The sequence below is a fragment of the Gimesia alba genome (assembly GCF_007744675.1).
Lineage (GTDB): Bacteria > Planctomycetota > Planctomycetia > Planctomycetales > Planctomycetaceae > Gimesia > Gimesia alba.
Genome location: NZ_CP036269.1, coordinates 4,501,392 through 4,525,752, shown reverse-complemented (window position 1 = coordinate 4,525,752; position 24,361 = coordinate 4,501,392). Strand labels below are relative to the sequence as shown.

22 protein-coding genes are annotated in these 24,361 nt (G+C 47.2%); 14 read left to right on the top strand and 8 right to left on the bottom strand.

Features of this window, described 5'->3' with window-relative positions; translation table 11 throughout:
• Positions 1-35 precede the first annotated feature (35 nt).
• Positions 36-1,613, bottom strand: a complete 1,578-nt coding sequence (locus Pan241w_RS16765) for an arylsulfatase (RefSeq protein WP_197999977.1) — start codon at positions 1,611-1,613, stop codon at positions 36-38.
• A gap of 281 nt (positions 1,614-1,894) precedes the next feature.
• Here Pan241w_RS16765 and Pan241w_RS16760 point away from each other — a divergent pair, with 281 nt between their 5' ends.
• The gene (locus Pan241w_RS16760) at positions 1,895-2,413 is read left to right on the top strand and encodes a GNAT family N-acetyltransferase (RefSeq protein ID WP_145218069.1); all 519 of its coding nucleotides are present in this window, start codon (positions 1,895-1,897) and stop codon (positions 2,411-2,413) included.
• Between the two features lie 54 nt (positions 2,414-2,467).
• Here the strand turns inward: Pan241w_RS16760 and Pan241w_RS16755 are convergent, their stop codons facing one another.
• The 3 genes from Pan241w_RS16755 to Pan241w_RS16745 all read right to left on the bottom strand — a co-directional run bounded on the left by Pan241w_RS16755 (position 2,468) and on the right by Pan241w_RS16745 (position 5,900).
• Complete coding sequence (locus Pan241w_RS16755) at positions 2,468-3,526, bottom strand: esterase/lipase family protein (RefSeq protein ID WP_145218067.1); 1,059 nt, start codon at positions 3,524-3,526, stop codon at positions 2,468-2,470.
• A 62-nt stretch (positions 3,527-3,588) separates the two neighbouring features.
• Positions 3,589-4,791, bottom strand: a complete 1,203-nt coding sequence (locus tag Pan241w_RS16750) for a hypothetical protein (RefSeq protein ID WP_145218064.1) — start codon at positions 4,789-4,791, stop codon at positions 3,589-3,591.
• Positions 4,792-5,210: 419 nt separating this feature from the next.
• The gene (locus Pan241w_RS16745; protein ID WP_145223421.1) at positions 5,211-5,900 is read right to left on the bottom strand and encodes a class I SAM-dependent methyltransferase; all 690 of its coding nucleotides are present in this window, start codon (positions 5,898-5,900) and stop codon (positions 5,211-5,213) included.
• A 553-nt stretch (positions 5,901-6,453) separates the two neighbouring features.
• Here Pan241w_RS16745 and Pan241w_RS16740 point away from each other — a divergent pair.
• The 7 genes from Pan241w_RS16740 to Pan241w_RS16710 all read left to right on the top strand — a co-directional run bounded on the left by Pan241w_RS16740 (position 6,454) and on the right by Pan241w_RS16710 (position 12,427).
• A complete protein-coding gene (locus tag Pan241w_RS16740) occupies positions 6,454-7,680 on the top strand; it encodes a rhodanese-like domain-containing protein (protein WP_145218062.1) in 1,227 nt (408 codons plus the stop codon).
• Between the two features lie 15 nt (positions 7,681-7,695).
• Complete coding sequence (locus Pan241w_RS16735) at positions 7,696-8,193, top strand: MauE/DoxX family redox-associated membrane protein (protein ID WP_145218060.1); 498 nt, start codon at positions 7,696-7,698, stop codon at positions 8,191-8,193.
• A 105-nt stretch (positions 8,194-8,298) separates the two neighbouring features.
• On the top strand, positions 8,299-8,637 hold the full coding sequence (locus tag Pan241w_RS16730) for a hypothetical protein (RefSeq protein WP_145218058.1): 339 nt from the start codon (positions 8,299-8,301) through the stop codon (positions 8,635-8,637).
• 221 nt (positions 8,638-8,858) lie between these two features.
• Entirely contained in the window at positions 8,859-9,194 is a 336-nt protein-coding gene (locus tag Pan241w_RS16725; RefSeq protein ID WP_145218056.1) for a hypothetical protein, read from the top strand.
• A gap of 206 nt (positions 9,195-9,400) precedes the next feature.
• A complete protein-coding gene (locus Pan241w_RS16720; RefSeq protein WP_145218054.1) occupies positions 9,401-9,727 on the top strand; it encodes a hypothetical protein in 327 nt (108 codons plus the stop codon).
• Positions 9,728-9,935: 208 nt separating this feature from the next.
• Positions 9,936-11,093, top strand: coding sequence for a hypothetical protein (locus tag Pan241w_RS16715; protein ID WP_145218052.1), 1,158 nt, complete (start codon positions 9,936-9,938; stop codon positions 11,091-11,093).
• 437 nt (positions 11,094-11,530) lie between these two features.
• A complete protein-coding gene (locus tag Pan241w_RS16710) occupies positions 11,531-12,427 on the top strand; it encodes a dienelactone hydrolase family protein (protein ID WP_145218050.1) in 897 nt (298 codons plus the stop codon).
• A 62-nt stretch (positions 12,428-12,489) separates the two neighbouring features.
• On the opposite strand, the gene Pan241w_RS16705 is transcribed toward Pan241w_RS16710, so the two are convergent.
• Entirely contained in the window at positions 12,490-13,608 is a 1,119-nt protein-coding gene (locus Pan241w_RS16705; protein ID WP_145218048.1) for a pyridoxal phosphate-dependent aminotransferase, read from the bottom strand.
• Between the two features lie 290 nt (positions 13,609-13,898).
• Between Pan241w_RS16705 and Pan241w_RS16700 the strand changes: the two genes are divergently transcribed.
• The 4 genes from Pan241w_RS16700 to Pan241w_RS16685 all read left to right on the top strand — a co-directional run bounded on the left by Pan241w_RS16700 (position 13,899) and on the right by Pan241w_RS16685 (position 18,951).
• Positions 13,899-14,585 (top strand): SGNH/GDSL hydrolase family protein, encoded by a 687-nt coding sequence (locus tag Pan241w_RS16700; RefSeq protein ID WP_145218046.1) that lies wholly within the window; start codon positions 13,899-13,901, stop codon positions 14,583-14,585.
• 152 nt (positions 14,586-14,737) lie between these two features.
• A complete protein-coding gene (locus Pan241w_RS16695; RefSeq protein ID WP_145218044.1) occupies positions 14,738-15,670 on the top strand; it encodes an SMP-30/gluconolactonase/LRE family protein in 933 nt (310 codons plus the stop codon).
• A gap of 397 nt (positions 15,671-16,067) precedes the next feature.
• Positions 16,068-17,396 carry a glycosyltransferase family 4 protein gene (locus Pan241w_RS16690; protein ID WP_145218042.1) on the top strand — a complete coding sequence of 443 codons (1,329 nt, stop codon included), beginning with the start codon at positions 16,068-16,070 and terminating at the stop codon, positions 17,394-17,396.
• A 4-nt stretch (positions 17,397-17,400) separates the two neighbouring features.
• Positions 17,401-18,951: a pentapeptide repeat-containing protein gene (locus Pan241w_RS16685; protein ID WP_197999975.1), complete on the top strand. Its 1,551-nt coding sequence runs from the start codon at positions 17,401-17,403 to the stop codon at positions 18,949-18,951.
• Positions 18,952-19,007: 56 nt separating this feature from the next.
• Here the strand turns inward: Pan241w_RS16685 and Pan241w_RS16680 are convergent, their stop codons facing one another.
• Positions 19,008-20,423, bottom strand: coding sequence for a sulfatase family protein (locus tag Pan241w_RS16680; RefSeq protein ID WP_145218038.1), 1,416 nt, complete (start codon positions 20,421-20,423; stop codon positions 19,008-19,010).
• A 320-nt stretch (positions 20,424-20,743) separates the two neighbouring features.
• On the opposite strand from Pan241w_RS16680, the gene Pan241w_RS16675 reads away from it, so the two are divergent.
• On the top strand, positions 20,744-21,058 hold the full coding sequence (locus Pan241w_RS16675; protein WP_145218036.1) for a hypothetical protein: 315 nt from the start codon (positions 20,744-20,746) through the stop codon (positions 21,056-21,058).
• A gap of 397 nt (positions 21,059-21,455) precedes the next feature.
• Here Pan241w_RS16675 and Pan241w_RS16670 read toward each other — a convergent pair whose 3' ends face one another.
• Positions 21,456-21,794 carry a zinc ribbon domain-containing protein YjdM gene (locus Pan241w_RS16670; protein ID WP_145218033.1) on the bottom strand — a complete coding sequence of 113 codons (339 nt, stop codon included), beginning with the start codon at positions 21,792-21,794 and terminating at the stop codon, positions 21,456-21,458.
• A 240-nt stretch (positions 21,795-22,034) separates the two neighbouring features.
• Between Pan241w_RS16670 and Pan241w_RS16665 the strand changes: the two genes are divergently transcribed.
• A complete protein-coding gene (locus Pan241w_RS16665) occupies positions 22,035-22,523 on the top strand; it encodes a hypothetical protein (RefSeq protein ID WP_145218031.1) in 489 nt (162 codons plus the stop codon).
• Positions 22,524-22,617: 94 nt separating this feature from the next.
• Here Pan241w_RS16665 and Pan241w_RS16660 read toward each other — a convergent pair whose 3' ends face one another.
• The gene (locus Pan241w_RS16660) at positions 22,618-24,156 is read right to left on the bottom strand and encodes a hypothetical protein (RefSeq protein WP_145218029.1); all 1,539 of its coding nucleotides are present in this window, start codon (positions 24,154-24,156) and stop codon (positions 22,618-22,620) included.
• Positions 24,157-24,361 lie beyond the last annotated feature (205 nt).

The following is a 24,361-nucleotide window of genomic DNA, read 5'->3' as shown; positions in this document are numbered from 1 at the left end:
AGCCAGTCGTTGATTATGTGATACAAGTTCATTGACTAACGGCCGCTGGCGGCGTCTTCAATGGTCTTCTTGATTTTTTCCAGGTTAAAGGAACCGGGGGTTTGACTGGGGGGATATTCCTGCATCGTCTTCAGGAAATTCGCTGCGATTTGCTGCATCGGCACGATGACATACACCCGAGACAGGAACCAGTCATTGTAGGTGGTCGCGTTGTGTTGTGCCTTTTCGAAGGGGTCGCGGCGGAGATGGAACAGCAATGGTACTCGCAACTCGACAAAAGGCTCCCGCCAGACTTCAAACGCTTTGCCCCGGTTTTCCAGGAAAACGGCTTTCCAGTCTCCTGCGCGGATCGCGACGATTTGACCGTCGTCATTGACATACATGAATTCTTTGCGTGGTGACTCTTTTGTTTTTCCAGTGAGATAATCGAGTTGATTATAGCCATCGATATAATTGCGATATTGGCGACCGTTGAGCTCGACTCCTTGTTTCAGTTTCTCTTTGATTGTGGTATCGCCGGCTGCTGCGGCAAATGTGGGCAGCCAGTCTTCGTGAGACACGACCCCATTCAGCGTTTTGCCGGCGGGGAAATGCTTGGGCCAGCGGACAAACGCCGGGACACGATAGGCGCCTTCCCAGTTGGAATTCTTTTCGTTACGGAATGGTGTGGTTCCGGCATCGGGCCAGGTATTGTAATGCGGACCGTTATCCGTGGAATACATTACGATGGTATTGTCGGCGATGCCCAGTTCATCCAGCAGCTTTAAAAGTTCGCCGACGTGCATGTCGTGTTCGACCATTCCGTCATGGTATTCGTCACCACTTTTGCCACTCAGGCCACGGTGTTCTTTTTTGACGTGCGTGCGGAAGTGCATGCGGGTCCCATTCCACCAGCAGAAGAAGGGCTGGCCGGCTGCGTTCTGTTCTTTAATGAACTTTTTCGCAGCAGCCACCGTTTCATCGTCAATCGTTTCCATGCGTTTTTTGGTGAGCGGACCGGTGTCTTCGACCTTTTGGGTTCCATTTCCATTCGCCCAGGAATGGATGACTCCACGAGGGCCGTACTGTTCTTTGAATGTTTTCCCGTTGGGTAATACGAAATCAGTCGGATAATCTTCGTGTTCAGGTTCTTCTTCTGCATTCAGATGGTAAAGATTTCCCAGAAATTCATCGAAGCCATGTGCAGTTGGGAGATGTTCGTCGCGGTCTCCCTGATGGTTTTTACCAAACTGGCCCGTAGCATAACCATTACTTTTCAAAACCGTCGCCATGGTGACGTCGGTTTTCTGCCAGCCTTCTTTGGCGCCGGGCAAACCAACTTTGGTCATGCCGGTGCGAACCGGAACGTTGCCTCCAATAAACGCAGCGCGGCCTGCGGTGCAGCTTTGCTGAGCGTAGTAGTCGGTGAAGGCAACTCCTTCGCGGGCGATCCGGTCAATATTGGGAGTTTGATAACCCATCATGCCACGGTTATTATGGCTGATATTCCAGGTCCCAATATCGTCGCCCCAGATGACGAGAATATTAGGCTTCTGTGCCGAGCACAAAGTGGGGAAACTGAATAGGGCGAGCAGCACGATCCAGACAGAGCGTTTTAGCGTGGGGGACTTCATAAGTGGTTCCTCTACGATTAATGGCATCGGGCAGACAGACTGTCTGCAACTTAAGAATGGAAAATCGCTCCGCAGCTTTATAGTATGCTGAGCGTAATAGGAAAGAGATGGAATTCAAATTAGGAGAATGCCAAAAAGCTTAACCATGATGCTAATCAGTCAACAATTCAAAGTCCAAAGAATAAATCGTTAAGAAATCGATTCTCTTGATACTAATGAACCTTAAAAAACAGTATCTTGTCAGCAGTGTAAACCCTCCCTGCTTTTAAGGCGAACTACAGATGATATTTGACGCGCAACCCACGCTGATCGGCGATCTGCTTCAGCTCCGTCCACTGGAAGCAGACGATTATGAAAACTTATATGCGGTTGCCTCGGACCCATTGATCTGGGAACAGCACCCGGCGTCCGATCGATATCAGCAAGAGGTTTTTCAGAAATTCTTTCAGGACGCGATGGAGTCGGGCGGGGCGTTGCTTGCCATTGATCACAAAACGAACGCCGTGATTGGCTCTTCACGTTATCATGGATTTAATGCAACCACCTCCGAAGTCGAGATCGGCTGGACATTCCTGGCACGCTCGCACTGGGGCGGACGCTATAACGGCGAAATGAAACGATTGATGCTGCAACACGCATTTCAATATGTGGACTCAGTGATCTTTCTAATTGGTCCTGAAAATATCCGTTCCCAGCGGGCGGTTGAGAGGATCGGCGGCGTGCGTGACGGCAGTCGAACAGATGCATCGGGGATGGAGAGTTGGCTGTATCGGATTCGTGCCGCGGAATATCGCTTGTGACTCTCGTATCAGGGATCTTTGAGTCGCATGCTGAAACAAACAGTACTGCCTGTCTCAATTCATCTCAGGAGAACTCGGTAAGAGATGATTGTCACTCATGAAATCGTACAGGTAGACATGAACAGAATCTCTGATGGAATCGGGTTTCACACATGAAAAATGGTCGGTATTCGGAATCAGTTTAGGGGCTCCAAAATATTTTCCCGCAGATGCTTTCGTGACAATCACATGTTTGGTGCGAAATGGAATCCATTTCCATTTAAAGATACTGAATGGACCTGCTGCAATGAAATGATTCTCATAGAACTCGATACCGCGTAGTTTGGGGATTCGATTCTTATCGATCAGTTCTTTAAACTGGTCGTCATATTCTTGAAGCAAGTCGCTACCCCACATTAAAGTGTTCGCTTGACTGTGATTATAAAATCGGATGATTGGTGAAAGCCGATTTGCGAGCTTTGCACCATAGGAGGGAGAGGCGATTAATACCAGTCCTATTTCTTTTTCCTTAAAAACCTCGTAATTCGCTTGGAGGAAATACCGTGCTACAATACCTCCCATGCTATGGCAAACAAAGATGATTCTTGGTTTTTCCAGCACAGGTGCATGTCCCTTTTCATCTGTTCTACCGAGTGCAGAGAACACTTCGTCTGCGCAGTTTCGGATCCCTGAAAAACCGCTGTCAATGTCCGTGTAGTACCCGGCAAGGAAAATGGCAGGGTTGTTAAATCTTAAGTCTGAAGTAATTAATTCTGGCCAGAAAACAGGCTTTTCGCCCTCCATGTTCAGCCAACAACTTCGGCTGTTTGATAGAATACCATGAATAAAAACGATAACCGTATCGCTGGAATTGTATGAATACCAAGTGTTGTTATCTTCCTGCTTGTCGCTAATGATAAACGGTGAGGGAGCAGTAGGTTTATACCATCGTTTTCCAATCATACCACTTAGCCACGGAAGCACTGCCAGCGCGCCTGCTATCGGGCCGACTACTTCCCAGCGTACCCCAAGTTGATATTCTCCGTTAAAACGTCTGTCCCAGATTGTAAGCCCGGTGGGAATGAGAATTAAGCAAATGGAAGCCAGGATTTTCAAAAGAGTTCTGCGATTCATCTGGGTTGATTAAATCCTCTTCTGCGTTATTTATTTTCTTACGGCAATGATTGACACAAATTCTATGGTTTTGATTTAAGTTCGATTCGTTCAACTACAATCTCAGGGGTTGCTATGGTCTCTTCACGAACCCAAAATGTTTTTTGTGTTCTGCCAACGATTGATTGTGATACATTGATTGACTTCAGAGCTTCTGGTACAAGCATCACGCACGTAAAGTTATAGAATCCGTGTTCCAAGGCGTGATCACTCATGGTCCAGATTAATTGATTTTCCCCGAGACCGCCGGGAATAATTTTGGGTTTCAGTTTTTGGTATTGGTCGCCCGGATTACGCAGATCGGGCTTGAGTTGCAGCGAGACGACCGTTGAAGGAGTGATTTCGGCACAGAAGGTAAGATGTTTGATTTTTTTGAGTTCTAAATCACGGATTGTAAAAGAAAAGTCAATCGAAAACAGCTTACTGGGTTTTCCCGCTGGTTTGGGGACATCGATCACTCTCTGCGCGGGAGTATAGATTTGCGGTTGACCAAAGGAAATGGCCCCCTCATTCAAAATAATCGCCCGATAGGTTGCAGGTCGACTGCTTAGCCCCCCAGCAACAAGTGCAACACCTTTAGCCCAGTTGTGAACTTCTTCACTCGTCCATTTTGAGGAGTCTCCTTTTGGTCCTGAAGGGATTTTTAAATAAGAGTCTCTGAGCAGTTGAGTCGTTTGTGCATCCGAACGGAGGATGTCGAATGAAGTTCCTTTATACTCCATCGTCGCGATGGGGAGTTTTTGGTTTTTGGGCATTTTAAATAATTCAGAACCAGCCAGTCCCACAAAGATGCTTCCATCCAATTTATTATTTTCACCGGTGATCGGTGAGAATACATCGACTTGCATCTTTTCGGGACTTCCTTTAGACGCCGTATTCCAGGCTGAAGTGGATGCAGCCTGCTGCGCTGCCAGAAACCAATCTTCCGTCCCTGCTGTGTCTTCATTGACGCCCGCATCGCGGAGTGCTTTGCGTACATCCGCAGAAGTTTTGACACCTGATAAAAATGCTTCCAGAGGGATGCCTGAGACTTTCGTATTACCTGTTTTGTGGTCTTGGTCATCAGCATTAATAATCAAATCCGGATTGAGTTGTCGAAAGCCGATCAGGGGGACTGTTACCGTGCCATCTGCATTTGGTTCAGCACTTTGAGAAATGTTTCCCCAGGAAATGAGAAGAAACAGGATGATCGACAACACGAAATGATATCTACAAAAGTGGGACATTTTTCCTCCTATTTAGAAGTCTATGCCTTAAGTACTTTGTTTGATGGGCGAAGCTGATCCAGGTCAAAATAAGAGGTACAACAAACCACTCAGGGAATGAAACAATCCAAATAAGTGCAGAGACTTGATCAGGGAATTATTACAGGTCTTTGCTCTTGATCGGTACCAGTTTACACCAAGACGATTGTATAAGGCAATGGTGTGTGTCCGCAAATACAGTATTATACTTCGTATTAAACGCAGTTCATGGTTGTGAGGTTGATCTTAATATTTTTACAGACAACTAGCAGTTTCTTGCTGCGGGGGGGATTTACAGTGTGAGGGTCTTTCTCGGAGGAATGGTGGAACCGAAGAAAAGAAAATTTGCGGACCTGATCGGTGGTCAGGTCTTTTCACCAGATCTCTGATTTTTTAAGGAATTACTTCCGCTTAAACCGCAGGAAGTAGTTTTCCTGGAAGGCGGGAATCTTTACTTCTTCGACAAATTCGAAGCCGGCGTCTTCCACTTCTTTGCGAAAGACTTCTTTGCCGGCGCGGACATGGCCCAGCGTCCATTCGCGGGACTTGCCTGGAATGCGTTCGAAATCGATCAGGATCAACTGGCCGCCTAGAACCATTGCTTTGTGAATCGAGGCAAGCGAGTCAGCAGGGTATTCGAAGTGGTGATAGACATCACAGATGAAGGCAGCATCAATAGAGCCGGCCGGCAGGCGAATGTCGTTCTGCCCGCAAAGAACCGGCGTGACATTGTCCAGATTGAGAATGTCGGCCATTTTTTCATAGCGTTCCACAAACTTGGGAACAATATCCAGCGAATAGACCCAGCCTTTTTTGCCGACCGCCATTGAAAATGGCTCCAGAAACAATCCCGTACCAGCGCCGACGTCAGCGATCCGGTCTCCCGGAGAGAGTTTCAATTGTTTCACGACCTGGTGCCGACCACGAAAGACTTCCCGGCTTTCGACTTCGAACCGCTTAATCCATTCATCCACATCCAGATTGGGATCGAGGAATTTCTTGTTGATGCCCGGCTTCACGCTTTGAGTCGGAGTAGAAGGAGCCACTTCCTGTGCCAGCACAGGGGAAATGTTCAAAGAAATGACAGTCATCAGGGCGATCAACAGGATTCGCATCGGAGTTTCCTCAAGTCAGGACTGTAGAGAAAGAAGTTAATGTGCTTAAAAGTAAATGAACAGAGAAGGGCTGTCAATTCATTAGAAGGAATAGCGATTAATGAAGTTTTAACCACTTAAGTAAATCAAGTTATTAAGGGATCGCCTTAGTGTGTGAAGTGTCAAAGTAACGGGGTAAAAGCAAATGTAGAAAAACGCGAACCATGACTGAGATACAGTTTGTGACATCTTGTTCCTGGAGATGGGGTGATTTCACTCAAATCTGACCAATACCAAAATATTTACTTGATGTTGTGAACGAATTATGTCTATATATGCACGTGCAAAGGAACTCATGTATCGTACTGGTCTGTATTCAGGTTTGGTCGAGATAGATAGGGGTTCTATTTATTTGATTAGATAATTTTGATCTGTTTACTTAGAGACTAAATGGGATTTTGTATCTATGTAAGTGGTTATTGTTATGTTTTTTTGTGTAGTTGAGTTGCTTTATGTGTAGGTGAAGAGGACTTAGGAAACACTCAGGATTATGCCCGGGAACACTTTCATTTTTTCATCTCAGAGTACGAATCTCTTTCTCATATTCTGTTTTATTCTAGAAGTTGGGATCGCTTGTCCTGCGACCTATGCAGACGAGTTTCAACCAGCCAAAGGCGACAATCATCAACCCGCTCAGGGTTCACACTTGAGGAACGAACAGCAGACAGAGGATCAGTTGCCGGCGTTGAACGACAATCGTATTCGAGGTCCTTATTGCGGTGTCAACAGTCTTTACGCGTGTCTGACTGCTTTGGGAATTGAGACTACTCCAGCAGACTATATCAAGACCCGATATATCGGTTCATTTGAAGGCAGTAGTGCGAAAGAACTCATTGATGCAACCAGAGATTTTGGTGCGCACGCAGAAAGTTTATCCCATTTGACACACCGAGATCTGAGGCGGATTCAAACTCCAATGATTCTGCATGTACAGGGAAATCGAACAGACAAGAATTTTAATCACTGGATCGCTTTCCTTGGTTTTGAAGGAGATCGTGTTCGCATTGTTGATGCGCCCCTCCCCTTGCAAACGCTGACAATGGCTGAACTCCTTTCAAAGTGGGATGGGACTGCGATTGCCGTTTCAAAAGAAGAACTGACACATGGGTTTTTATATGAATCTCGAGTCGAAATTATTTTGGGGTTAGGCTTACTCGCCTTTGCTGTCTATTTCTTAGCGAGATGCTTCAGTAATTCATTTTCGATTGTCAAATTCAAAATCAATTCGAAAAAAGTAAGTCTCCTTTGGCAAATGTGCATTATCTTTGGATTTTCCTTACTTCTGAGCCTGGGGTACCACGCCGCATCTGATGTTGGCTTTTTAAACAATTCGACTGCTTTGGCGGAAGTGACAATTCGCTATCATTCTTCGAAGATCCCCAAACTCACCCTTGCCGAGACCGAGCAGGAAATTTCGGAAGGGGAACCATTGTTGTTGGACGCACGTTATGCGATCGATTTTCAACGGGGCACTTTACCAAACGCCAAGAGTATTCCGATCAATTCTGCATTACATGATCGTCAGCAGATTTTAGCAGGCGTTCCCAGAACAAAACGCATCATCGTGTATTGTCAAAGTTCCGGATGCGGTTTTGCCGATGAGATTGCTCAATTTCTAGAATTCAATGATTTCAAAAATGTTGCTGTGTTTCGCGGCGGATATCGCGAGTGGAGTCAAAACCACATTCCTGAAGGTAGCAGAATAGCACAAGAATGAGGAAAGTTCGCAACGATGACTGATGCAACGATGAATATGACAGACGAGATACACCTTATCGAACCAGATGAGCGGTTTCTGTTATTTGACAGCGTGGTTTCATGGGTTCTGGGTGGGTTCTTGATTCTCAGTGGCTTGCCACATCTGGGAAATCCTTATTATTTTCTTGGTTCCGTCTATCGATACGAATTGATTCCCCCGGTGATGGCACAATTTATTGCGATGGTACTTCCCTTTCTGCAGTTGGTTTTAGCGGCTTGTCTTATCTTCCGTTTTTTTCATTTCGCTGCGCACGTCATTACTCTGATGATGCTCATGGTTTTTACCATCGTTCAAATTTCGGTGAAGTTCAGAGGGTTAGATATTTCGTGTGGATGCTTTGGACCGCGCCAGAGTACGACAATCGATCTTTCCACAATTTCTCTGGTCGGTGGGCTACTTTTGTTATCGATGTCTTGGATGCTCGTGTTTTGGTGGATGGGAAGAACAGCTCAGTTCCAGGCTAATCACTGACTGGTTGAAACAGAGGAACGCGTAAACTCATTTTGAATAGAAAGATCACATAAAAGTTTCAAGGAAGATTTTCTTAAGTTTTCACTTTGAAAGGACTGTATTCACATGAAAAGAATTCTTGTAAGCATGGGTGCGATGATCGTGATGACGATTGGCCTGTTCCAGGGGCCGCAGGTCGATTCGGCAGAAAAGGTGTTGGCAATATCTGTCAAAGGGGCGGCTGGTTGTGATCAAGAGGGCTATGAGAATCAATCTTGTACCATCCTCCCCGCTTGCACTGGTGGAGTGTCTGAAGCAGCAGTAACTGTAGCGAAGGGATCGGTGGGGAGCTACAAAATAGTGGATGGGGTTCATGCAGATGGAAACTGCACCGGGAACGCCCAATGTCCCGCTGCCATCAATACGGTCAGATTGTCATCTGATGGATGTGGCGGCGGTGGTTAAGTATTGTTGAATTATATCCAGAGTGAATCAACAACAATTGTATTTTTGCGTGTGTGATTATTTTGAAGGTGTTCTGACATCCGTGATTGTCAAATCAGAGCGACAGAGGGTGTGGGAGATCTAAAGTGTGATCAATCAGTGACCCACTGTTCTTATAATAAAATACCATGTTGGTGTTTTATGAACGGTTTTCATTTTCAGTTTAAAAGGACTGGATTCTCATGAAAAGAAAATTATTTAGTGTTGGTGCTGTTATTGCACTGACAATTGCCCTGTTCCAGGGGCCACAGGTTGACTCGGCAGAGCAGGTGGCGGCCAGGTCTGTCAAAGGTGCCAAATGTAGCTTTAGTGGTTATACCACCATTTCTTGTACTATCAACTCAGACTGCACAGGAGGAACCACGAAAGCTTCTGTCTATGTAGGAGGTAGTAACGCAAGCCATCAGAAGGCAGCAGGAGGCTATCGGAATGGAAATTGCACAGGCAATGCACAGTGTCCGGCTAATGGTCTCCTTACCGATAAGTTAACTACAAATGGTTGTGGTGGAGGCGGTTAATGTTTTATTTCACTAGGAGAGAATCAGTAAAAACGGGTTCTTTTGAAGGTGCTCTGTCCTCTGTCTTTTTGATTGTCAAATCAGAGCGACAGAGGTTGTGGAAAATCTGTAGAGTGATCAATTAGTGACTCTTCGTTTTAGAATAAAATATCATGTTGGTATTTTGCGGATGATTCTCAGTTTTGATTGAAAAGGACTGAATTCCTATGAAAAGAAATTTATTTGGTGTTGGTGCTGTTGTTGCACTGACAATTGCCCTGTTCCAGGGGCCGCGAGTAGACTCGGCAGAGCAGGTGGCGGCCATGTCAGTCAAAGGAGGAGCAGATTGCAAATTTAAGGGCTTCAGTGCCGATAAGCCCTGCACAGCAATCACTGGTTGCACTCATGGTAACTACAAACTTGCTGTAGAGGGGGGAACTGATTACAGGCAGAAGGGAATCATCAGTAAACCAAATGGCAATTGTGAAGGGAATTCTCAATGTGAAACCCCAAGGACGTATCAGTTGACAATTAAGGATTGTGCTGGTGGCTAACGTTTCTCAAGTTGAAAACATACATTAGTTGTAGCGAGTAAACAACAATGAAAAACACGACTCAATTTATCAACCAAGATGTTGAGTCGTGTTTTATTTGAATTTTTCATGAGAAGTCTCAGTACTGAGAAAGTAGCATTGCGAATGCTCTTGCCAATAGTAAATCTTAGCTTTACATAAGAAAAGTCTCAGCCTTAAAGGAACACCGATGAGATCTAAAGGAACGCTATTGATCATTATCGGGTATTTTGTGATGCATTTTGTATTCACAGATACCACTGCAGCGCAGGATGGAGACACTGCTTTAAGTGGCCGGAATCTCTATCTGAACTATTTAGATCAAATTCATCAGATTTCTTTTACCAACCAGAACAGGGATCGGATTGCTGAAGACGGCGATGTGTTTACGAATGTGATTTCGCAGAAATGGAAAATTGATTTTGATAAAAAACAGGTCTGGAATGTCGTCACAAAAATGATTGGCGACCCACAAAAACCGAATCAGATGAAACCGGCTCCTGTTAGTTCAGAAACCTTGCTGGGATCAGCTCTCTATTACTCAATTGGGGTGAAACGTGATACCAACACTGCCCAATCATTCGTTAGTTATCTTGAACCCACTAAACCATTATGGAAAGAATCTGTTGGCTGGGGGTATCTGGCACCTGTGTTTGGCTATCTGCAGGATGGAAATCAATATCTGTCAATTTCGGATTTACTCCTCGATCAGACTGAAGTAAAGCAATCTGGAGGCGTTACTGAGTTGACATGCGAGACGGAAGCGTACCGCTTAAATATTCGTCTTGCCACTTCCTCGAAAGGAGGCATGCCGGAACAGATCTCTTTTACGCGAACGAAACCCGGGGAAAACGAAACTTTGAAATCAATGTTGTACACCGTGGAGCAGTCTACTGAGCAATCCGGAATCTGGTTGCCTGTAAAATATCAATGTAAAGTTGAAACTTTTAATCAGCAGCATCAACTTCCCAAAGGTGTTCGAGTGATTAATGGTGCGTTTGTTGTGGTGAGTGAGGAGAATTCCGAAGGTGAGGATAGTATAGATGTTCCTGCGGCTACATTGGTCGCTGAGGTGACTCTGACTGACATTCATCTTGATGAATTTTCTGACAACGAATTTCAGATCCAGGCAAAAGTGCCGAATGGGTTGGGAGTTACAATGCAGGATGCACAACACTTACAATATGCCTGGCTGGATGGAAAAATTGTTCCTAAAGTTGATGCACTGAAAAATACAGGTGGGTTTTACTTCAAGAATGGGTCGGGAATGCGATGGCTCTTGATCATAAATGGACTAATCATTGTGCTGATCGTTGGCTATTTCGTTCTGAGTAAACGAAGGGCATAAAGTTCCGGATGGCTAAAGAGTCAGAAGATGAATCAGCAGCAAAGCGTGGATGATCTGGATGACCTTGCCCTTTTCTGATCTCTTTCTGGGGAGAAACTTCATCGATATATATCCAGTCACATCAATCCTGTGGACTTGGTTCAATGGTGCTTGCAACTCAAAATACTGAAAACGGTTTTGATTTTTTGAGAGTAGCAGGCGTGAAGAAACCGAACGTGTTCTCTGCTTTCTTTGTGCTCACCAAAAACGCTTTTTTGCGGAAAATCGTTTCAAACTGAAGTTTTAATCTTTATCATGAACTCGATTGTTGAGTCAGGTTTAAGTCAAGCCGCTTTGAATTAGGAATGAATCAAAGCTCGTTTCGAAGTCTTGTTGAACTGGCAAGATCAGAATGTCATTCATCCCATGGGGTCTTTTAGATCGAGAGAGACAACAAAATGGATCGGAAACGTGCAGCACAATTTGATCAGGAAGTTCTGGATCTGTATGACGACTACGCCCACGGCCGATTGAGTCGGCGGGACTACATCAAACAGCTCGGTGCGTTCGCGGTGGGGGGCATCACTGTCGAATCGCTGCTGGCGAGTCTGGCTCCCAATTATGCCTGGGCGGAACAGGTCAAAGCCGACGATTCCCGGATCAAGACCGAGCGAGTGACCTACAATTCCCCCAAAGGGGCCGGCAAGATGCAGGGGCTGCTGGCGTATCCTTCGAAAGGGAAAAAATTTCCCGCAGTCCTGGTGATTCATGAGAACCGGGGGCTGAATCCCTACATTGAAGATGTCGCCCGCCGCTTGGCGACCGAAGGTTTTTTAGCACTGGCTCCCGATGCGTTAACGCCTTTGGGAGGCTATCCCGGCAATGATGACGAAGGGCGCGTGCTGCAGCGAAAGCGGGATAAAGAGAAAATGGCAGAAGACTTCGTTGCCGCCGCAAAATGGCTCGAAACGAACAAACGATCGACGGGCAAAGTGGGCGTCGTCGGATTCTGTTTCGGGGGCGGCATGGTGTATGAACTCGCACTGCGGATTCCCGATGTGATCGATGCCGGCGTTCCCTATTACGGTCGCCAGCCGGACGTAGCTGAGGTACCGAAGATCAAAGCACCGCTGCAGATTCACAACGCATCGCTCGACAAACGCATCATGGCGGGCGCTCCTGCGCTGGAGCAGGCGTTAAAGAAGAACAACATTCCCTTCGAAGCGTTTGTGTATAAAAACGCCAATCACGGTTTCCACAACGACACCACTCCCCGTTACGACGAAGACTCAGCCAAACTGGCCTGGAAACGGACGATCGCGTTCTTCAAAAAGCAACTCGCGAATCAGAGTTAATGAGAATCGGTGGATTGATTGCACTGTAAGTATTATTCCAGTTCTCGATTCTCCAGTGGTTTTTAGTTTGCCGCTGGCATTGATTGCAGGAATGTCTCAAGCCGGTTCAGCCCTTTGCTGAAATCGTCTCTGCCGAGGCCGATTCGCAGTAATCGATTTGAGATTCCCATGACTTCCCCAGGGACCAGCATCACACGCTGCTCATCGAGCAGACGCTGGCAGAACTCTGTGCTTGTGAATGATGTCGTTTGCTCAACAACGGCCATCGGACCTGCCTGGGGCGGATGCAGGTCGAGATACTGCTTGTGTCGTAAGCAGAACGCCTGCAGCTGTTTCAGATTATGAATGATTCGTTTGCGGTTACGCGTGAGGATTTCGTCGTGATGTTTCATCGCTTGCGCTGCCAGCATTTGACAAGGCGTATTGGTCATCTCGGTGGTGTAGTAGCGATATTCTCTGGCACGCTTCAGCAGATCCCGGTTTCGTGTTGCCAGCCAGCCGATCCGTAATCCTCCCAGTCCCAGAGTTTTCGATACCCCGGCGACCGAAACTGCTTTATCGTAGACGTCGCATGCAGGAGGCAGCCGGGGAGATTCCGGCAACTCCAGTAGTCGGAATTGCTCGTCGCTGAAAATCATAGCATCGTATTTCTGAGCCGTTTCCACGATGGATATGAGTTCGTCTTCGGAGATCATCTGCCCAGAGGGATTGTGTGGAAAATTAAAAACGATAAGTTTTGTCTGTTCGTTACAGAGATCGATGAGAGTCGAAACATCGAATTCGCAGGTCAGCTCATTGGTGGGACGCCACTCGATGATCTGGCAACCGATGGCTTGTGCGGTCGCTTTGAGCGAATTGAAGATCGGCGCTTGAATTACAACTTCATCGCCCGGATTCAGATTTGTCCGCATGAACGTATAGATGACTTCACTCGCGCCGCCGAAAATCAGCACGTCATCTTGTTTAAGAGTCGCATATTGACGGGCGACACTCTGCCGCAGCTCTTCCAGTCCGGCGAACGTACCATAACCAAGAGGGAGATTGGCAAGCGTTTTTTGCTCTGCATCCCCCAGAATGTCGGAGACTGATAAAGGTTCACAGTCGGAGTGACTGAGCGAGAATTCAAAACGGCCTTCCGCGGCCGCAAACCATTGAACGAGAGGGAAAGCGGGGAGTTCCATAGTTTTATCGAGGCTCGCTATCAGGTTTGCTTACTGGAATTGATTCACAATCAACAGAGTCGTTGGAAGCGATCGTTTGCTTACCGATATTGACAGATCATTCGAACAAAAGGTTCGTCCAGGCTGATTCACTTCAAGTTCCATTCTGGCTATACTGGGTGCTGCCAGCCTCGTAATATGAAAGACAGTACCTTGGGAAACTGCTGGCACAGTGTTCGTGTTTTTAGAAAGAACAACCAAAGATGAACTATACGCGATGTCAAATACACTCATGGGATAGATTGACCCTGATGGGATTGATTTTTATCTGCGTCTGTGTTTTGGGAAACCCCGGCTCAATGGCACGGGCGGACGAACCCCAGGCCGCGGACAAATTTCAGAAAATCTTATTTCTGGGCAACAGCATTACTTTGCATGGGCCGTCACCAAAAATTGGCTGGAAAGGGAACTGGGGGATGGCGGCCAGCGCCCCGGAAAAGGACTTTGTCCACATTGTGACGCGTTCGCTTGCCAAGTCGTCAGAAAAGAAGCCGAAAACGCTGGTCAAGAATATCGCCGCGTTTGAACGGCAATACGTGACGTACGACCTGAAACAAAACTTGAAAGAGGCGTTTGCGTTCCAGCCCGATCTGGTAGTGGTGGCGATTGGAGAAAATGTACCCAAGCTGGAGACAGAGGAAACGAAAATGCAGTTCAAGGCCAGCGTTGATCAACTGCTCAAGGAGTTGCGGACGGACAACCAGCCGACGATCATCGTGCGGAGTTGCTTCTGGCCCAACACGGCGAAAGACGCAGCACTGCGTCAAGCCTGTCAACAGGCGGGTGGGATTTTTGTGGACATCAGCAGTCTTGGCAAAGATGAATCAAACTACGCGCGATCGGAACGAGACTTTCAGCACGCCGGCGTCGCCGCCCACCCTGGAGACAAGGGAATGCAGGCGATTGCCGATGCGATTTTGAAAGCGGTTCAGCACTGATATTTTTGTGTGGTCGATCAAATAGAGGTGTAAGGCAACCTCTATTTCTTCGACGATTCAGCCCAATGCTTCCATATCGCACATAATTCAGTTATTTTATTTCTCCAGAAACTCTATTCTTTCAAAACGATTTACACCAGGAGAAACCACTCATGAAAGCGTTCTTTGTGATTACCATCGGAGCGATGTCGCTGCTGGGCAGCGCCGCACTGGCCCAGGATGCAACGAAAGCATTTGAGGCGGGAAAGCCGCTGGGGGCCGTCAACGAAGCCGGGAAATTTGTACCAATTTCGGATAATGTCAAAGTGTATGGCAGTTTTCGTTTTGCCGAAAGTTGCGTTTATGATCCGGTACGAAACCTGATTGTGGTCATGAACGCCGGCGTCCCGCAAAACATGCAGAAGAACGATGGTTACGTTTCATTGCTGAACCCCGACGGTTCTGTCCACACGACAAAATGGATCGGGGCAACCCGGAAAGGGCTGACCCTGAATCATCCACTGGGTAGCGCGATTCATAACGGAACCCTCTATACGGCTGATATCGACGTCGTCCGCACGTTTGATCTCGCTTCAGGCAAACCGGGGCGTGCTTATCCCGTGAAAGGCGCCACTTTTCTCAACGGGATTGCCGTCAATAAAGAAGGAACGATCTTTGTTTCCAACTCGAAGCCGGAGAACCGCGTTTATAAAATCACAGCGGACGGCGACGTCTCCCTGTTCGTTGACGGCAAGCCACTGGATATCCCGAACGGCGTGGCCATCGATCAGGACGGGAACGTGGTGGTCGTCAATGTCGGCAACAATGATGTGATGACCTTTGATCCCGCTAGTGGCAAACTGCTGCGTACCGAACACGCTGCAGAAGGGGGCAACGACGGTCTGGTGATTCTCCCCGATGGAACCAAGTATGTAAGCAGTGTCCGGTTTGGAAGCGTTTCTGAGATCCGCCCCGGTAAGCCGGCCAAGGTCATTGCCTCAGGAATCCCCAGCGCCGCATCGATGGGCTACGATTCCAAACAGAATCAGTTGATCATTCCTATGAACAACAACAATGCCGTGGCATTTATCAAGTTGAAGGACTGAGAGCATTTCCGCTGCAGCGCGTGACGCACTCGGCAGAACTGTTTTCTGAACGAAAGAAATCAGCGGGGGCAGGACTCAATGATGGAAGAGTTCTGCCCCTGTTCTTTTTTAATGAAAAGTTCCTGATATATGTTTGCGGGCACGATTGGAGTGAAATCTTCAGCATGCCAGCGTCGCCGTCCATCCCTGTAACGAGGAAGTGCAGGCGATTGCCGCGGTCATTCTAAAAGCGATTCAACCCTGATTATTATCAGGTGGGAAGGATGCATTACACAAAGGTTTCTTAACAATCATGGTACTTTTTCAAGCCTGAACCTAATCATGTTGTGGTGGTTTTATGTATAATGGGTTGGGGAATGTTAAATCGTATTGATGAAGAACTCTATCAGGTTAAGAAATGTCATCACCATCGCCTCAAATTGGATTTGTCTCGACTCGATTTGGTGTAAATACCGACATTTCGGTGGAAAGCGTAAAGTGGGCACAAGTGCTATGGGACCATTACTTCACAAGCTACTGGTATGCAGGTGAATTAGAGCGTGATCCCAATATATCAATGATCGTTCCAGAAGCAGACTTTCTACATCCAGATGTTCTCTCAATTAACGAACGTGCATTTGGGAAGCAGCACCGTGATGCCCAATTAAACAAAATGATTCTTGAGCTGGCGGAGTATCTGAAAAGGACTCTATATGAGTTTGTAAATAAGTTTTCTCTCGATTTATTAATCATTGAAAATGCCTTGAGCATTCCTGTTCACATTCCATTAGGGCTGGCGATCAGAGAGTTCATTTCTGAAACTGACTTTCCCGCAGTGGCCCATCACTATGATTTTATCTGGGAACATGAGCGTTTCGCAATTAATGCCATAGATGATCTATTGGCAGACACGTTTCCTCCATCATTACCGTCTCTTCAGCACGTGACAATTAACAGTATTGCTCAGGAAGAATTGGCACTGCGTCGAAGCGAACCCTCGGTTCTTGTTCCTTCTGTTCTTGATTTTGAGCAACCAATTGTGGATCAAAACGGCGTTAATATAAATTCAGAGCTATACAAAAACTTTAGAAGTGACATCGGTCTTGAACCTGATGATATTCTTTTTTTACAACCGACACAAATTGTACCTCGAAAGGGAATCGAAGATTCCATCAACATGATTGCCAAATTGAATAATCAAAAATGTAAGCTTGTGGTAACAGGTTCTGCAATAGATGGGGATGTAGAAGCAGATGGTGAATATTTCCCAGCGTTACAGGACTTGGCATTAAACGCTGGTGTTGATTTACGGTTCGTTTCCAGTCTGATTAGTGACTATGATCGAGAGAATGAAAAAGGGGAGAGGATTTATTCTAAATGGGCAGCATATGAGAATGCAGATCTGATCATGTTTCCGAGTTCTCACGAAAATTTAGGGAATACAATTTTAGAGGCGGTGTTTTTTAGAAAGCCCATCGTTGTGAAACGATTCCAAGTGTTTCAACGCGATTTTGAGCCAAAAGGATTTAGGATGATTCAAATAGATTCATTTCTCTCTGAATCTGCAGTTAATGGGATTCGTCAAGTACTTAATGATCCTGCGTATTGTAAATCTATGGTAGACCACAATTATAATCTGGCCAATCACTATTTCAGTTATTCGACTCTCAGACGTAAGTTGCACTCTCTGGTGACCGGGTTAGTTGATCCTGAGTTGAGTACAGCGTTTCAGTCGAAGTGGAATTAGAGCAGTGGATAGGGAAAAAGCACTTTCACTTTTGCTGGGGGGCGCGGAAGGAATACAGACCTGGAATCAAATACGGTCAAGCTCCTCAAGTGGTTTAGTTTCTGGAAACGACACTCTAGAATCAATAAACTTGAGAGGTGTCGACTGGCAGGGGGCTCTTCTTCTGGAGGCTGATCTGAGGAGAGTCGATCTGACGGATTCAGACTTACGACAGGCGATTCTATATCATGCCAACCTGGAAGGAGCGTGCCTTGAAGGCTCTAATTTATCGCAGTGTGATTTAATTGGAGCAAACTTGAGCAATGCCAATCTGAGAAATGCGCGGCTCGATAAAGCTGATCTGGGAATCTCTGTATTGTCTGGAGCCGACCTTCGTAATGCAAATTTTAAAGCAGCAAATCTTGCAGCCGTCGATTTACGTAACGGTAATTGTGATGGAACTGAGTTTTGTCTCGCCAATCTTCGCCGGGCTCGCCTGGATGGATCATCATTCATTGCAACAGATCTGAGAGATGCGATCATGGAAGATGTGACGATCACAGACGCAAAATTTATGGATTTGACCGGATATCCAAGACCTCCAAAGAGATTACGCTTAAATCAAGATGGGACTGAAGTATTAGTTGGAGAAGCTGCTCACAGATATTTCCAACCTCCAGCTGTGGTGGAGGTATTTTTGACAGAACTTCTCAGTGATGAAGAGATAGCCTGCTACCACATTCACATGGCAGAATTACATCTTCGGAAAGTTGCGATTTCGGTTGCTGTCGTTGGGGTCAGGTCAGTACAAAACGGATCGATCTTGCGGTTTCAGGCACCAGATACAGAAATGATCTATCAAGCATTACCAGATTTATTAGCCCCTTTTCGTATGGCGAAGGCAATTGATTGGTTGAATTCTTTTTCGAATCAATCGAAAGAATCACAATCACATATGATTGGCTCACTGATAAAGGCAGAGACAAAGAAAGCATCTTCCCGATGGCGATTTGCTGAGCGGATGGCGGAAGTATTCAGAGGTTACCGGAAAGCGAGGGTGTACCAAATACAGGAAGGAAGTAGTCGAGGGATTCGAATTGACATTTACACTAACTATAAGATCGCCGATAAACTGGCACGCGAAGGCTTGCCAGATGTCTGGGATGGCCGTGGAAAATTATTAATCAGTACGGGAGATCATACAGATATTCATGTGGGAGATGAAAATATGCGAGATAAATATGAGGTCGTTCAGGCTGGCGCAGTAGGTCCGCGTGCTACTGTAAATAATTCAGAATTTCATCAAATATGGGCTCAACAGTCAAAAGAAGTGGAAGTATCACGCCTCGCTGAAGATCTTGCAGTCTTGCGGGAAGCAATGAAACGTGAATCGAATTCAGCATCACATGACGTTTCAATTGGTGAGATTGCAGCGGCTGAAAAAGCTACGCATGCAGGTGATGGTCCTAGAGCAATTGAGCATCTGAAAAAAGCTGGGATTTGGGCATTTGAGATTTCGAAAAAAATCGGAGTGGAAGTTGCAATCGCTATGATAAAGGCGGCCCAGGGGATCTAGTACTTCATATTTTTAACGACTGGATCAGCAATAATGGTTACAGAGCAGTTAAGGCTTCAATTCGTATAAGGTACCGTCCCTGTTTTCGGGTTGACCTTGTAACCAAACTGGTCAATGTACTTGCTGCCATGCAAAAACTGGTCTCCCTGGGCGGCCAGTTTTTTATTTAGTGCTGCATCGAGTCGGGTCTGCAACGGGGCCGACTCGGGATCGTTGCACAGGTTGTTCTGCTGATACGGGTCTGTCTCGTTGTCGTACAATAACCAGGGGCCGTTGAGATCGCGCACATAAGTGTAACGGGCGGTTCTCAAGCCTCGATACTCTTTTCCGCCCCGGCTCCGTTGCCATTCACCGAAGGGGGAAGGGCAGGTGATGACCGTCGCCCCATCGGACGGATTTTTGCCGCCGCGCAGATAGCCGCTGTAATCAAGCCCTTCCACCGTTTGGGGAATTGTGAGTTCGCATAAGCCTAACAGCGTCGGCATCAGGTCTTCCGAATTGATGGGCGAATCGACGGTGCGGCCTTTCCCATGCTCTGCTCCGTTTAAGCGGAACAGCATCGGTACCCGCAGTGATTCGTCCCACGGTTTCTGTTTGCGGATCTCTCCGTGGGAATGCAGCATGTCGCCGTGATCGGAGGTGAAGACCACGATGGTGTTTTGGTCGATGCCTGCTTCTTTGAGTGTCGCCATCAAGTCGCCGACACAGTCGTCCAGCGCGGTACAGTGGGCATAGTAACCGGCGAGTTCTTTTTTCGCGGCTGCCTGCTGGTCTTTCGGCACATTGGGGCGCAACTTAATTTTCTCCGGCTGATACAGACGCTGGTACTCCGGGGGAGCCGTATGATATGGGTTGTGCGGCGAGCCGTACGACATGAACAACACAAACGGCTGGCCCGCTTTTGACTGGTCACGGATGTACTGCCGGGCTACCCGCGTCTGGGCGAACGCGTCGTAACCTTCCCAGGTCTGTCGTTCGGGCGAGTCGCCGTAGTAGAACGATTTGTTGTAATTATGCGTGCATTCCAGCGCCCGCCAGAATTGAAATCCCTGTCGACGCTCCGGCGGTGTGAAAGCCGAGCGGCCCCGGCCATCCAGGTGCCATTTCCCAATGAACCCGGTCGCATATCCCGAACCGGCCATCACCTCAGCAATCGTGACCGATTTCTCCGGCAGCTGCACATCGTTCAGAAAGACCCCGTGGGTCAACGGCCGCTGACCGGTCAGCAAGGACGCCCGAAAGGGACAGCAGACGGGACACCCGGAAACGGCATTTTGAAAGTTAACACTCTGTCTGGCGAGTTCATCGATGTGGGGCGTCTGGACCTGCTCATTGCCCGCATAACCGAGCGAGGGAGCCCGCCATTGATCGGTGAGAATGAAGAGAATATTGGGGCCTGTTTTTTCCGCCTGGACCCAGCCGGGAGAAAACAGACAGCCGATCAGAATGAAAACAAAAAAACGAACCTGCATGCGCGGAGTCCTTATCAAAGTTGCTGTGTCTGCGGTGCTGACACAACGGGGCTAATGATTGTTTATAGCGAATATGAATTATCAATGAATTTCCATCCCGATTGCAACGCCAACCGCGCGAACGAAGCGGAAAAAGATCATAGGAAATCTGTTTATTGACACCGTTTCTCCTTCAATCACAAATCCGTTCATCGATTTGAAGTGCTTTCAGGTGACCTTGTTTTCTGGTAATCTTCGATACTGCGCTTTTCCAGATGTTTCCTGCAGGTTCACCAGATAAAAAAAGACGTTGTCTTCAACTTTCACAGTATAATGGGCCCATGAGCAAGAATACCCCATCGATCGATATCAAATCAAAAGCTGATTCGTGCTTGAGATATGTGACTTTAGCAACGTTACTGACGTTTTTTTCGTTGTTCATCACAGATCAAACCCCCTTGTTTGTGATTTCACTATGGGTGTTTGCTGATGCAGTGCTGCTTCTGAAAGGATTGGCAGCTGGGATTCCAGCAATTTATCTTGGTATTAAAAATGAGGAAGGTCTCGTTGTTTTTGATGCCACCATAGGTTCATTGCTGGGGATCGTAATTTTGTTTCACTTATTGTGGTTTACTGTCCGGGGGGAGAGTTTTTAATTCCTGATTCAAATCGGAATTCGGGGCTGTCCCATTTTAATGATGCACGGACTTAAGGTGTTCCAGCATTTCTCTTTCATTGTTTTCGTGATGATGTATCTATGAATAAGAATCCAAAAATAAACGAAAATATCGTTATTTTGACCATACTGACTGGTATATCAATCCTGTGGTATATGGGGACTACTTCAGAACATCCTCTCACGCCTGGTTTTGTTCGAGTTGTTTTACTGGCGATTATCTTTCTCTGCTTTGTTCTGCTGCTAAGAAATGTTTTTTTAAGTAAGTACAAAACTCATTTCGGATTCCTATTAATCTTAACTGGAATCGTGCTTGTATATGTTCTGAACTTCTAAGATCGTTTCAGTCGTTGTGTCTTAAAAGAGATAGCGACAATCTAAGCTTTCTTCACGAATTCTGATTTGAGACCCATGGCGCCGATGCCGGGGATTTTGCAGTCGATGTCGTGGTCGCCTTCGACCAGGCGGATGTTTTTGACTTTCGTGCCGACCTTGACGACGGTGGACGAGCCTTTCACTTTCAGGTCTTTGATGACGGTGATCGTGTCGCCGTTTTGCAGTACGTTGCCGTTGGCGTCTTTGACGACGGGACCGGTGGGGGCGTTCTCTGCGGCTGCCTGGCTCCATTCGTGTCCGCATTCGGGACAGACCAGCATGCCCCGGTCTTCGTACGTGTATTCAAAATTGCATTCCGGGCAGTTTGGTAAATCGCTCATTTTATCTCCAGCAGTTTCAATGATCTCTCTTTCCTCGCCGATTACACGCCCGGCACCGCGTCTCGCTAAGATAACGTTTCAGGGCGCTGAAGCATAGGCAGCATGAACGGGGCAGGTTTTCCTGTTGCCATGTTGGCTACCACGAAAAGCACGAAAACAGACGAAAAAATCTGTCTATGATTGATTGAATAAGGTAACATCAAGAAGAGCGTACAAATTGAGGCAGTCAGGAACAGGGAAATGAAAGCAGAATCACATCATGTTTCATCAGGTCTCCTCCGGCTTCTCGCCGCGGCGGTGATGTTGTGTTTTCTGTATGCCTTATCCTACTGGCTGGTGGGAAGAGGTTCTGAATCGATTTACAATATGGGCAGAAATATGTTCAACACCGTGTTTACTCCTGTTGCCCTGGGGCCTGTTTTACTGCTCTGGCAAGGCTTCCGCTATCGCCGTCTCGAACCGGCGGTGATTCTGTTAAACGGGTATGGGGGAGGCTGGCTGTTCCTGTGGATCGTTGCAGATTGTACGGGGTTTACGCTGCTGGGACTTGTCTTTTTCCTGTTATACTTGCCTGCTTCGTTGATCGTGTTTTTGTATGCGACGGTTCTGCTAAGTCAGGAAATCCGCAGCCGCGAATTCAAAACGACCACAATCGTGGCGACGGTCATCACACTCTTCGCCAGCGGACAGGTACTCGTGGGCGCGGCATTAATCCCGATTGTGATTTAAGGGCGGGGAAAAACAGTTTCGGACTCGTTCTATCCGATCCCTGGCAATTTCTGTTGTTCCTCCAGGATGATACCTCGCGGTATATCTTTTGGGGTCAATTAGGAAAGCCGGAAACCGGTTCTTCTTCTTCCTCTTGGACAATGATGCGCGGGCGGAGTAATAGAAATTGGCGGGCTTGAGGAACATTGGTATTTTTAAATATCCTCGAGGCTGCATTCGATGACTTTTGAGTGATCGGAATTCCTGTTTTGTTTGTCTCCCTTTGGACAAGCTCAATTAGTATCGTCTTGCCATCAGGGACCGTGTTAACGTAGGTCCGTGTTTCCATCTCAGGCGAATTCAGGTCGCTAACCCGTAGGTTGAGGCGGACTTCACGGCGATCTGCGGAAATGACCGGTTGGACATAGATTGAATGCTTTAGCGGATTCTGCTTTCCTACCACCCGATAGTCTGTCACGCCAGCTGTCTGGCCGTTCCACAACGTGACTTTCTTCGTGACTTTGGGAGCCTGGATTAGATTCGAACGTTCATTGTTTTGTGCCGCTTCCAGTAACAGTGCGACCTGCTGGTCTGTGAGAATTATTCCCCCCAGGGGACCATTGTCTCGCTGCTGATCTTTGGTGTTCTTTTTCACAACGTTCTTTCTGGAGTCGAAATCGATGCCAAGCTGTTTCCAGATATCCTCCGGCAAGTTGAAGAGAAATCGAGATTCCACCGAAACCTGAGTGTCCTGCAGCCGGCGGAGTTGATTGAGCAAATCCTCAATTTCCCGGTGTGCCTGTGATGACTGACGGATGACAAGACTCAACGTGGATTCATGAGCGCGAATCGAGCCTGAGCCTCCGACCGTCTCCCAGCTCAGAGGCTGAACCGATGCTTGAATGATATCGATCAACGAGTCGAAGTCGATGGCGGGTGAAATTGCAGATGGTATCTTTTCGTCATTGGGAACCGGACCGGCCAGGGGAATGGGAATCGCTAAATCGGCGACTGGATAGCTGACGACGACCCGCTTTCCCTGAGCCCGTGTCCTGCTGGTGATGACGATCGCTTCCTCTCGGACGGTAAACCCGAGATCCAATGGTTCCAGCATTAAGACAAGAACACTCTTTAGCCTGATTCCTTCGACTTCGAAGTCGGTGATGGGAGTCTGGCTGTTCAAGCCGACCTCTTCCAGACCACGTGAATCGAGGACAATGTTAATACCGATCTGCTTCGAGAGCGTACGCATCACGTCGGACAACGGCAACTTCTCAATCTTCAGCGCAATTCCCTTTTTGAGCGCCTTCCATATCTTCTGTTCGGCGGGGGAGGCATTCAATGGTTGCCATTCGTCAGAGGAGCCTTCCTTGAACTCAAGAAAGCACCGCCACCCCTTGATGTCCCGCTGTAAGGACTCAACTTCTTTGCGAAGTTCATTCACGGACTTTTGTAGATCCTGTGGCTGTGGTTGTGAAATATAAGCCGCCGGTTGAATCGGCGGTTGCGCGGGGCTGGTCGATTGCTGTGTTCTGTCCTGTGTTCTGTTTTGGCGAACGGCGTTAGTAGGGCTCTGTTTTGGGGGATCTGCGGCTAAGGATAATGCACCGGCCAGCGTCAGCGTTAACAGCGCGATGGGTAAATACTGTTTCATCGTTCGATTCCTTTCACAACGGTGAAGCTGAAGGTTCGAGTTGTGATCGACTGTTCGTCATCATCTCGACTTAGTGGATTACCACTAGGACAACACATATCTCTGCCTGAGATATTGCCTTGTGTCTAGCCTGTAGAAAAAATGCATCCTCTTATTCTCACAGGACTTGCATGGTCATCAAATATCGATTGTTGCCTTGAAAATT

Coding starts and splice junctions, on each gene's coding strand:
- Pan241w_RS16765 (WP_197999977.1), bottom strand. CDS start 1,613: ATGAAGTCCCCCACGCTAAAACGCTCTGTCTGGATCGTGCTGCTCGCC.
- Pan241w_RS16760 (WP_145218069.1), top strand. CDS start 1,895: ATGATATTTGACGCGCAACCCACGCTGATCGGCGATCTGCTTCAGCTC.
- Pan241w_RS16755 (WP_145218067.1), bottom strand. CDS start 3,526: ATGAATCGCAGAACTCTTTTGAAAATCCTGGCTTCCATTTGCTTAATT.
- Pan241w_RS16750 (WP_145218064.1), bottom strand. CDS start 4,791: ATGTCCCACTTTTGTAGATATCATTTCGTGTTGTCGATCATCCTGTTT.
- Pan241w_RS16745 (WP_145223421.1), bottom strand. CDS start 5,900: ATGACTGTCATTTCTTTGAACATTTCCCCTGTGCTGGCACAGGAAGTG.
- Pan241w_RS16740 (WP_145218062.1), top strand. CDS start 6,454: ATGCCCGGGAACACTTTCATTTTTTCATCTCAGAGTACGAATCTCTTT.
- Pan241w_RS16735 (WP_145218060.1), top strand. CDS start 7,696: ATGACTGATGCAACGATGAATATGACAGACGAGATACACCTTATCGAA.
- Pan241w_RS16730 (WP_145218058.1), top strand. CDS start 8,299: ATGAAAAGAATTCTTGTAAGCATGGGTGCGATGATCGTGATGACGATT.
- Pan241w_RS16725 (WP_145218056.1), top strand. CDS start 8,859: ATGAAAAGAAAATTATTTAGTGTTGGTGCTGTTATTGCACTGACAATT.
- Pan241w_RS16720 (WP_145218054.1), top strand. CDS start 9,401: ATGAAAAGAAATTTATTTGGTGTTGGTGCTGTTGTTGCACTGACAATT.
- Pan241w_RS16715 (WP_145218052.1), top strand. CDS start 9,936: ATGAGATCTAAAGGAACGCTATTGATCATTATCGGGTATTTTGTGATG.
- Pan241w_RS16710 (WP_145218050.1), top strand. CDS start 11,531: ATGGATCGGAAACGTGCAGCACAATTTGATCAGGAAGTTCTGGATCTG.
- Pan241w_RS16705 (WP_145218048.1), bottom strand. CDS start 13,608: ATGGAACTCCCCGCTTTCCCTCTCGTTCAATGGTTTGCGGCCGCGGAA.
- Pan241w_RS16700 (WP_145218046.1), top strand. CDS start 13,899: ATGGGATTGATTTTTATCTGCGTCTGTGTTTTGGGAAACCCCGGCTCA.
- Pan241w_RS16695 (WP_145218044.1), top strand. CDS start 14,738: ATGAAAGCGTTCTTTGTGATTACCATCGGAGCGATGTCGCTGCTGGGC.
- Pan241w_RS16690 (WP_145218042.1), top strand. CDS start 16,068: ATGTCATCACCATCGCCTCAAATTGGATTTGTCTCGACTCGATTTGGT.
- Pan241w_RS16680 (WP_145218038.1), bottom strand. CDS start 20,423: ATGCAGGTTCGTTTTTTTGTTTTCATTCTGATCGGCTGTCTGTTTTCT.
- Pan241w_RS16675 (WP_145218036.1), top strand. CDS start 20,744: ATGAGCAAGAATACCCCATCGATCGATATCAAATCAAAAGCTGATTCG.
- Pan241w_RS16670 (WP_145218033.1), bottom strand. CDS start 21,794: ATGAGCGATTTACCAAACTGCCCGGAATGCAATTTTGAATACACGTAC.
- Pan241w_RS16665 (WP_145218031.1), top strand. CDS start 22,035: ATGAAAGCAGAATCACATCATGTTTCATCAGGTCTCCTCCGGCTTCTC.
- Pan241w_RS16660 (WP_145218029.1), bottom strand. CDS start 24,156: ATGAAACAGTATTTACCCATCGCGCTGTTAACGCTGACGCTGGCCGGT.